This window comes from Brevibacillus sp. BD137 (assembly GCF_041644655.1).
GTDB classification, from domain to species: Bacteria; Bacillota; Bacilli; order Brevibacillales; family Brevibacillaceae; genus Brevibacillus; species Brevibacillus brevis_D.
In genome coordinates this window covers 32511-41848 of record NZ_JAOTNO010000025.1, presented here as the reverse complement: position 1 = coordinate 41848, position 9338 = coordinate 32511, and the positions used below count along the sequence as shown (strand labels likewise).

The 9338-nt window shown below is 45.0% G+C and carries 12 protein-coding genes; all 12 read left to right on the top strand.

Features of this window, described 5'->3' with window-relative positions; genetic code table 11:
* Positions 1 to 166: 166 nt before the first annotated feature.
* The 12 genes from cpaB to ODZ53_RS28855 all read left to right on the top strand — a co-directional run bounded on the left by cpaB (position 167) and on the right by ODZ53_RS28855 (position 9338).
* A complete protein-coding gene (gene cpaB, locus ODZ53_RS28910) occupies positions 167 to 895 on the top strand; it encodes a Flp pilus assembly protein CpaB (protein WP_372681807.1) in 729 nt (242 codons plus the stop codon).
* Entirely contained in the window at positions 892 to 2295 is a 1404-nt protein-coding gene (locus ODZ53_RS28905) for a CpaE/TadZ family protein (RefSeq protein ID WP_199927624.1), read from the top strand. The genes cpaB and ODZ53_RS28905 overlap by 4 nt, the downstream gene beginning before the upstream one ends.
* An 11-nt stretch (positions 2296 to 2306) precedes the next feature.
* Positions 2307 to 3794, top strand: coding sequence for a TadA family conjugal transfer-associated ATPase (locus ODZ53_RS28900; RefSeq protein WP_142498986.1), 1488 nt, complete (start codon positions 2307 to 2309; stop codon positions 3792 to 3794).
* 11 nt (positions 3795 to 3805) lie between these two features.
* The gene (locus ODZ53_RS28895) at positions 3806 to 4702 is read left to right on the top strand and encodes a type II secretion system F family protein (RefSeq protein ID WP_372681805.1); all 897 of its coding nucleotides are present in this window, start codon (positions 3806 to 3808) and stop codon (positions 4700 to 4702) included.
* A gap of 128 nt (positions 4703 to 4830) precedes the next feature.
* Positions 4831 to 5628, top strand: coding sequence for a type II secretion system F family protein (locus tag ODZ53_RS28890; RefSeq protein WP_372681803.1), 798 nt, complete (start codon positions 4831 to 4833; stop codon positions 5626 to 5628).
* 90 nt (positions 5629 to 5718) lie between these two features.
* Positions 5719 to 5895, top strand: coding sequence for a hypothetical protein (locus ODZ53_RS28885; protein WP_012683911.1), 177 nt, complete (start codon positions 5719 to 5721; stop codon positions 5893 to 5895).
* Positions 5892 to 6389, top strand: coding sequence for an A24 family peptidase (locus tag ODZ53_RS28880; RefSeq protein ID WP_064203248.1), 498 nt, complete (start codon positions 5892 to 5894; stop codon positions 6387 to 6389). Before ODZ53_RS28885 ends, ODZ53_RS28880 begins: the two co-directional genes overlap by 4 nt.
* On the top strand, positions 6386 to 6817 hold the full coding sequence (locus tag ODZ53_RS28875; protein WP_372681800.1) for a TadE/TadG family type IV pilus assembly protein: 432 nt from the start codon (positions 6386 to 6388) through the stop codon (positions 6815 to 6817). Before ODZ53_RS28880 ends, ODZ53_RS28875 begins: the two co-directional genes overlap by 4 nt.
* Entirely contained in the window at positions 6814 to 7323 is a 510-nt protein-coding gene (locus ODZ53_RS28870; RefSeq protein ID WP_064203246.1) for a hypothetical protein, read from the top strand. The genes ODZ53_RS28875 and ODZ53_RS28870 overlap by 4 nt, the downstream gene beginning before the upstream one ends.
* Positions 7324 to 7420: 97 nt before the next feature.
* Entirely contained in the window at positions 7421 to 8038 is a 618-nt protein-coding gene (locus ODZ53_RS28865; RefSeq protein ID WP_372681798.1) for a DUF4046 domain-containing protein, read from the top strand.
* A 108-nt stretch (positions 8039 to 8146) separates the two neighbouring features.
* The gene (locus tag ODZ53_RS28860) at positions 8147 to 8425 is read left to right on the top strand and encodes a hypothetical protein (protein ID WP_012683916.1); all 279 of its coding nucleotides are present in this window, start codon (positions 8147 to 8149) and stop codon (positions 8423 to 8425) included.
* A gap of 148 nt (positions 8426 to 8573) precedes the next feature.
* Positions 8574 to 9338, top strand: a complete 765-nt coding sequence (locus tag ODZ53_RS28855) for a hypothetical protein (protein ID WP_012683917.1) — start codon at positions 8574 to 8576, stop codon at positions 9336 to 9338.

Below are 9338 nucleotides of genomic sequence, written 5' to 3'. Positions count from 1 at the left end.
GAGACGAAAAGCTGTATTCCCGATTACTTGTAAAAAGTAATGGAGAATGCAGCTTTTTTTGTTGTGTAATAGGTGTAACTGTGCATTTTTCTGCACAGTTTTTTTGTTTTCTTTTTTTGTCCCTCTATTCTCCTCTACGCTAGAAACAATGGAGAGGAGGGGGAGAATGTCTATACATCCGTTACGACTATTGGCTATATTGCTTTTCGCTACATGTATAGGTGTAGCGACCTACATCATTTTGAAGCCGCATCAAGTGACCTATATACAATTGCGATCAACAGTGGAAAAAGAAAGTGGCCAATTACTTGAAGCAAGGGATATGGAGCCATTAACACTGAGACTGGGAGGGATCTTTCAACAACCCATTGCCCCAATTCCAGGTTTGATTCCATGGGAGGAAGGACAGAGTCTTGTCGGTTTAGCATTCACCCGTCAAGTGAAGGGTGGCCGACCGTTATTGAAAAGTGATTTGGAGCAAACCAGTAATGCGCAAGGCAACGGAGTGATCACAGAAAAAATGACAGGTATGAGCATTCCCATAGACAATGTTGCAGGAGTTTCACCGCATGTATCAAGCGGAGAAAGGGTGCACGTCTATGCTTCCTTTGAAGATGAGACAGGAGCACATTCTGGACTGCTGCTGCAAAACATGCCGATCATTGGCATTCAACGCGAAATGGAAGGCGATCACCCCAATCTGGTAGCTGTGACTCTCTCCCTGACACGTGATGAGGCTGTTCTGCTAACACACGCACTTCATTATGGAAAAATCAGACTGGGCTTGGCTGCAGTGAAGGATGAGGGAAATCCAGGAATAGGAGACGTAAAATTCGCTTCAGAGTTAATGAAGACGAAAACTCGCTGGGGTATTAAAAAGGAGGAGCATGAGTGAAAAGGCGGTTGCTCATAGTAGATGATGATAGAGATTCAGTTCGTTTGTTAACGGCGCAACTTATAAACAGCAGATGGATCGAAGTGTGCGGGGAAGCACTCGGAGTGGAAGAGGCATGGGCAAAATTACAGGCAAACCAACCCCATTTGGTGTTGCTTGGTGGTATAAAGGGAACGGAAAGAGGTGTGTTGTGTCAGCAATTTCGGCTAGCCTTTCCTCATCTTTCATTTATTGCTGCTTGCTCAAGCAATGAACTGATGTGGGAGCCATTTTTCCGGAACTTAGGTCTATGGGTTATTGCCAAGCCCATTGAACCAGGGCAAATCGAAGCGTTAGCCATGATGATACAGCCTCCAGGTATGGTAGCAGAAGCTGCGCCACAACAACATCAGTATGTAATCCAGGAACAAACCAGGAGCTATCCGAGTCAGCCGCCTTCGATCTCCGAGCCGATCACGGATAGTTTAGTTCCTGAAATGACTCGTCCTAAACAGCTTATTACTGTTTACGGTCCCAAAGGTGGCGTAGGAAAAACATTTATTTCTCGTGAGCTAGCGATTTTCTTTTCCATGCAAAAAAACGAGGGCGTCCCATTGCGGGTTATCGCTGTTGACTTCAATCTTGATCTCGGTACTTTTGCGACTACTTTGAATCTCCCCCGTACCCCTAATCTTTTTACGTGGGTAAAGGATCTTGATGCTCAATTGCATTCGTTTATTCAGGATCAAGGAAAAGACCCGTATTCCATTAGCAGTGAGGAATGGCAGGAATACGCACAAGCCTTGCCTTTATCTCCTCAACATATCGAGAAATATGTGGTTGCTCATCCTGATACAGGCTTGCATGTACTTACGTCCCCCCGTGATATTCGGCAAAGCTTTGAAATCCGTGACTATCATTTATATCTGATTCTCGAAACGTTAAAACAGAGCAACTATGACGTCATTCTTATTGATACGGCTCCGGATACAACAGATGCAACGATTCAAGCTCTGTTTTTTGCAGAACATGTCGTGATGGTGGGGAATCCGGTGGTAGATTCCATTGAAAATATTCAACGATTGCTGAAACTGTTGAGAGAAGCAGAGTACCCAGAAGAACGCATTCAAATTTGCATGAATCGTTTGCAGAGGAAAGAAATGTTTACCTTAGATGAAATTCGTGCCTATTTCCAGCTTCACCCTAGCAAAAAAATTTTCTCCATACCTGATGATGTGGAAGTGAAAAAATCAATTAACACCGGAACGCCAGTCATGCTCCAGTCAGGGAGAATTCCAGCCAAGGAAGCCATTGAGACATTAGGAAAAGCACTGTTTCCCGTAGATGGGGAGCAAATGAAGGCTGCTGAAAAAGAGAAACAAAAAGAGAAAACATCTCTCTTCAAATGGTTATGGGGATAAGGGAGGGTGTCATGTTCGATAAAAAACAGTTACTAGGCATTTCAAATCAAGTCCGCCCTGCGCAAGAATTGCGATCAGCGGGGAGGGGAATGGCGGGAGTTCCTACGACGCTTCATGAAAAAATGCAAGCTCCTGATCATGAGCGGACGAATGAAAAATGGGTTGGGACAGATAGAGAAACATCGATTCGTACCCAGATTGTTGAGAAATACGGAAAGCGATTATGGGAGGAAAAACATTCTTCACTCTTTATGGATGAGCTGACGGCAGATATTCGGATGCTGCTGGAGTCGCAAACCACGCTGACATCCATACAAATGGAAGCAGAAGTAAAACGGCTGCTGCATTCTTTGACGGGGTGGGGCCCATTAGACGCTTTATTAGAGGATAACGACATCACGGAGATTCTTTTTCATCGCTATAACTATCTCGTCATTGAGAGAAAAAGTACTGGTCGTCTTGAATCTCCGGAGATTGCTGTTTTTCGCGATGAGGAAGAGCTGCTGCGCTTATTAGAACAGATTGCAGCGACAATGGGACGTGAGTTTAATGAAACGAAAGCAGAGCTGCATACACAGCTTCCAGACGGTTCCCGGGTTGCTGCTACGCATCGCTCTATTTCTCCCGATGGTCATATGCTCACGATTAGAAAACACCGTGAGCTACTCAGTGAGTCCGATTATTTACGGTACGGTTCCATTTGCGAGCCGATGCTTCTCTTTTTAAACAGAGCCGTCCGTTTATCTCGTGCATCTGGCATTGTCAGTGGAGGAACAGGCTCAGGCAAGACACACATGCTCAATCTCATCTCCCAATATGTCCCTGATCATTTAAGTATTATTACGATCGAGGATGTTTTGGAGATGAAGCTTCAGCATCCTTTTGTGCGCAGATTTTTAGCGAAACCTGCGAATTACGAGGGGAAGGGTGGGTTTTCGATCAAGGATTGTGTTCGCTTGTCCTTGCGAAAAAGGCCGGATGTCATTATGGTCGGTGAGACACGCGGTGGAGAAATCGTAGATATGCTTTGGGCGATGAATACGGACCACCCTGGTAGCTGGAGCACAGCGCACGCAAACTCACCGCGAGCTTTGGTCGATTCAACATTGCCCATTTTATTTGGAAAAGCAGATGAAGGGTATAGTGCTGAAGAGCGCAACTTAATGATCGGTTCAGCACTGGATTTGATTGTTCAAGTAAAACGTTTTGAAGAAGATGGTAGTCGCAAGGTGGTAGCGATAACGGAGGTAGTGGGGACGGGTCAATCGCATGAAGAATGGATAAAGCGAGCCTGCAACATTAAACAGGTTCTCCCTGATCGGGTGTATTTGCAGGATATATACGTGTACGAAGTAACAGGGGTGGAGAATGGGAGAGTAAAGGGCCATTTCAAATGGACAGGCTATCGCCCAGAGCGACTGATTAAGCGATGGCTAGAGAAAGGCCTGTCTCGAGAGGAGATTGAGCGCGTCTTTTTCACCACACCAATACCGCTATAGGAGGGGAAAGCATGGACATTAGCTTACCTGTTGCAATTGGGATAGGGATGGCCATCCTGTTATTGATCTTGCCCAACAAATTGTATATGCGAGAACCGGCGGGGAAGCACGAAATCGTAGAAGTGTTGCAACAGGACAGAAAAACGATTTGGAAGCAGTTTGAGGAGAGGTTGGCGAAATCGCGCTCAGGGTGGGGGGTAAACCAGTATGTGACCCTCTCTTTTTTATTGGGGATCGCGTCATTTGGTGTGAGTAGTCAGATCTTGCAGTCTTGGTGGATGGCAATGCCTGCTTTGCTGGCAGGGATTATGTTTACCGAACGGTTAGTGAGTGTATGGGGGGCCCGTCGAAAGGACGATTTCGAAGCAGGCAATGTAAAAGCGATTCGACTCATGGCCAGTTCTTTACGTACTTCTCCATCGTATTTGCATGCGTTTGAACAGGTAGCTACTAGTCCATTTTTATCAGAAATCGTATTAGAGGAATACAGGCGTATTGTAGAGCTATTGCGGGCACAAGTCCCATTAGAGCACGTAATGAATCGATTCTTTGAACGCACAGGATCAGCAGATGTCAAATATTTAGCGACCATTGTCCACATTCAACGTGAGATGGGCGGAGATATGGCTAAAACGCTCGATTTGGCTGCCTCTTCGATATTACGGCGCAGACAGTCGCTCCGTAGACAAAAAGCAGCTATGGCACAAATCGTTGCACAAGTGAATTTACTAAGCGTCATGCCGTTTGTTTTTGTCATTGCGTTGTATGTGAATAATCCCAATCATTTCGACCCACTTACGGCCACAATTGGGGGACGGTTTCTTATTTTGGGAAGCTTGGCTTCTATTTTGATTGGGGGAGAAGCAATTCGTTTTGTTGCGCATAAAAGCATAAGCAGGGGAGCATAGGGGAGGGTGCAATGTTCGTTCTCGTTCTTAGTATATTGGTGAGTGTTGCTATATTTCTATACGGCTTGCCGTCTTGTGTGAGTAAGGGAGAACCAATATCCGCCACCCTTTTGGGCAGGATTGACTCCGTGAAACAAGCCAAGCTTGAGCAATCGTTTCAACAAGGACGAAAAAGGTGGACACTAGTTCGAAGCTTGGAGAAAAACCAGGTACTGCTACAGCATTTTTACAAATGGACGGGAATCGATAAGAAAAAAATAGAGGAAACATTGGCGCGTCTGGGGATTGATATAAGCCTGACAGAAATTGTTTTGTTCCGGCTCATCAGTATGTGTTTCATCGTTTCATCTCTAGCATCATTGTCAATAAGCATGGTACATGGTGAAAAAATCGGTATGGTGACTGGGCTTCCCTTAACGATTAGCTTATTTTTGTACTTGCTGCCGAACATGCTACTAGATCGGGTAGACAAGCGGGCTAAAGCTGAAATTCGAGAGCAGGTCCCAATCTTTTTCAGCATTGTGCAGTCATTGGTGGAAGCAGGCATGCCGTTGCAGCAGGCTGTTAAGCAGACAGCGAGACGTTTTGATGCCAGACTTGGCAGAGAACTCGCGAGCCTAGAAATGGGAGAAAAAAGGCATGGGAACTGGCGAAAGGCACTTGAAGAGCTGGCCTTTCGGTGGGAGGTAGATTCGTTGACTTCCATCGCACTAGAGATGAACGAGGCAATGAAAAAAGGGGTTAGCATATCGCAAATGTTGTCTGTCCAAGTAGAGGAGCAAGTGAGACAACAAGAGGACGAAGCTGCTACCCATATGAATCGGTTAAATATCAGATTACTGCCTTTTGTCATTTTGTTAATGGGTCTGCCGCTATTGTTCCTGGTGATGGGGCCTGCATTCATCGGCATCGGAGAAAGCCTGTAGAAAAATAAGCGCATGTAAATATTTTTGCGAGAGGCGCTGTCTTTTGGCAGAGTGAAAATAGAACCAAAATATCAATGAGGAGTGAATGGAATGGGAACCATCGCAGATTACGTCAAGCGTTTTTGGTATGAGGAGGACGGTGTCACGATCGTGGAAATGGTCATTATCATTGCCGTCATCTTGATTGTGCTTATTCCGACACTGACACAACTAGGTACTGCTGAAGACGAGAAGCTGAAGGAACTGCAAGAAAAAATAAGCAAATGACAAACGTAGTCTTGCTAGGCGTATTAGGAGCGGCAGCATGGATGGATTGGAGACAAAGAAGAATACCGAATACGCTTGTTTTTCCGGCGATTGCTGTCGGCTTATGGTATCAGTGGGAAGGTGAATTATTAGCAGGAGCAGTGCTAGGTGTGGCAGGAGCATTTTTGTTGACAGTTGGTCCCGTAATCTTAAAAGGAATGGGGATGGGCGATCAAAAGCTGCTGATGGCTGTTGGAGCTTGGACAAGCTGGAGTGTGGTGTCTTCTTTGTTTTTGCATTCTATCATTTTATGCCTGATTGTGATGGTGTTCTATCCGCAAAATTGGGCTCGCCTACGCAACAATCTTCAAATTATTGCAGCCGGATGGACAGCTCATCGACAAGTGTGGCTGCCAGGCAGGGAAAAAACAGCCTTTTCATTCCCCTATGCTGTATATTTGCTGGGTGCTTTTGTGCTCCAATCTGTGCGAGATGTCATCGGAGCAAGCGGATGATCACACGTATGGGACGAATGATAAGTGCGAGGGTGAAAGATGAGCGAGGCAGCCAGATGATTGAGTTTATTTTGGTGTTTCCTTTAGTTTGGATCTTGATCGTATTCTCCTTTGACCAATTCAGCATGATGTACAACAAGCAAAAGGCATTGGCGGCTGCGTATGAGGCAGGGAGAATTGCTGCAGTGCAGCCCAATTTCGGTTTGGCCAAATTCCATGCGAAACAGAGAGGTACATCCGAATTAGCACAAGGTATCGGAGTCCTCCACAAAGATGTGCAGCTGGAGCTTGATGGGAACGGCTGGAGAAAAGGCAGTCATGTAAAAGCTAAAGCAACAGTTTCATTTCGGCTTCTCTCTACGGGGGAATTATTCGAGATAACTGAAAGCTATCACATGATGGTTGAAAATGCGGAGGAGAAGCAATGAATGATTCGTTGCATCATTTTTTGATTCGAGTGAAGGAAGAGCGCGGGGCAACCATGATTACTGTGCTCTTCTTTCTCTTCTGCTTGGGCAGTCTGCTCTCTATCCTGTTATTTTTGGAGCAGACAGATTATCTAAAAATGAAGATGCAACATACAGCAGATTTGATTACTAAGGGAGCACGTGCGGCTGGAAAATGGGAGTACGTGGATACGAACGGTGATAAGCAAATCAGATTGTTTGCGACAACAGAAGAAGCTGAACGTCGTGATGCGGATATTATTCGCGGGGCACGTGAAGAAGCGGGGATTCTTTGGAGATTAAACAGGCCGAATCTGGAGGGGACAAGTGATGAGGTCTCTGTCATTCACCAAAAAGGTGAACGGCCTTATTTGTACTTGCAAGGAATCTATCATTTAGAAGTAAAGGTTGAAAAGAATATACCCGTATTTTGGGATGAGCTTTTTGTAAAAATGAACAGAGTCTCCCAGTCTGGGGTCTATGAATAAAGTCACAATTTTGAACAGAGGTGCTGTTATTTTTGTCCTAATCCCGCATGGTAATTTAGTAGTATATTCCAGAAATGGGGATAGGAGTGAGATGACAATGCCCTCAAAAATAGTCGATCGGTACAAACGAATTCTTAACGGAGAGCAAAAGCGTTTTTCCCCGTATGAGTTCGAAGATGTGCAGTACCGAAAGCAAAAAGTCCAATTAGTTGTAAGATATGCGATTGAAAATGTAAAAAGATGGACTCCTGAGCAGGCGAGACGTGAATTGAACTTGCAGGATGTCAAAGAACTGAAGCTTCATTTGGTGAGAGAATTTATTGAACCGCCCATCGAGGCAAAGGCTGAGGATGTGTATTACTTCGTCGAATTCGCTTATCCGTATTTACCTCGGCTTTCAGAAGAACAACGAGTGTTATGGGTTTACCAAGAAGTGCTTTCAGGCATAAGACGTCATTTTCCCCCAGCTTATTTTCAGAGTATAAAGGGTGAGGAACGGGCAAAAATATGTGTCGACTATATGTGCAAGCATCTACTAAAGCTAGCAGATTTGCGTCAACTGCCAAGTATCTTCAGCAAAACAGAGAGAGCCTATACGCTCCTGAAAACATATAAACTCAAGATTCTCGTCGATACACTTTACTTTTCACCGTTTGATATGGTCACTGAAATGTATCCCGAACTTAGTAATCCCTCTTATTGGGATGAGTTATAAAAATATTTGCACAACCCTGCTGTCTTTTTTTACGGTAGAGGTAGTTTCATAGGCTTATAAGCAGATGAAACGGCCGTACTCTACAGGTGAGAGAAGGAGGCGTTGCGCATGGCAACAGTAGAGGCTCACCAGAAATGCTCTGCATCCGTGGAGCAGCTTCTAGGGCGACAAGTACGCTACCAGAAGCACAAACCTGGCAGACATCTTTCAGTGGAAAGAGTTCCGCAGGGAGCGTTCCAGATCGAATCCGTACATCGATTTGGAGACAGAGTAGTACTCAATGACGGGCTAATTGTAATGGAGAATGCTCCAACCGTCATGGAGCGCGCGGGAAGGATTGCTCTTCTTTTCGCGACCGGAGAAGAACTTTACTTTGTAACTGAGTAGGTTCTTTTAATCGCCTTGCACGGGTGCGTGTGAGGCGACCCATAAAGCGAAATGCCTGGTTTGCCAGGCTAAATAAGATTCGCCGCGTCGAGAACGCTGTTGGAGAATATCTATCGTTCTATAAAAAGGAAAATGGGGGTATTTTGACGTGTTGGCAAAGAGTGCAATCGAATTAGTCAACCGCTGCTATGAGGAGACAAACAAGCTGACATTGTTGTCATTGGAAGAGTTTAAGGAATCCTTTATTGCTTTTGTTTTTGGGGATTACCAGGAAGAATTTATGGTTCAGTATGATCTAGAAGAGTTTTATGAGCATCTGAATCAGCTTCAGTTATCGAATTGCCGGAGAGATTTTGATCGAGCAGTTGAGGAATGGTACATCACAGAGTATGGAAGCGGGTATAAAGGCGTCAATTATCATGACATTTTGTTTACGCTAGTAAAAGAAGCAGTCGTTCAATACCAATCGCCAAATCGGATAGCACTCATCCGAGACGTAACCAAGCTCCTAACAATGCCAAATGGATTCCTCGCTCGATGGCAAGATGGGCAGATACGTGAACGTCCCATCCCCACCTATTTTAAATACTTGATGAAGCTCGGAGTACGTACACATGAAGATATTGAAACGTTGGTAGACATGTGGCTGGTAGAGTACCCAAACGCATTTAATAAAAAGCAGCAGGAGCTATTTGCCAATCCACCAAGAAGAGGGAGACCTAACAACGTCGAGCTCGCTCTGTTAATCGAGCTAGCCATGAAAGTGAGACCAGAAATGACGGCTCAGGAAAGGGAGCGGCTGCGCAAAATATACTATTATCACCGCAAGTCCCTTACTGTTCGAGAGATGGTTGAGAAATTTGAGAAGTACATTGCTAGTAAAAATAAATCAAATGACTCCCAGGTGGGATAA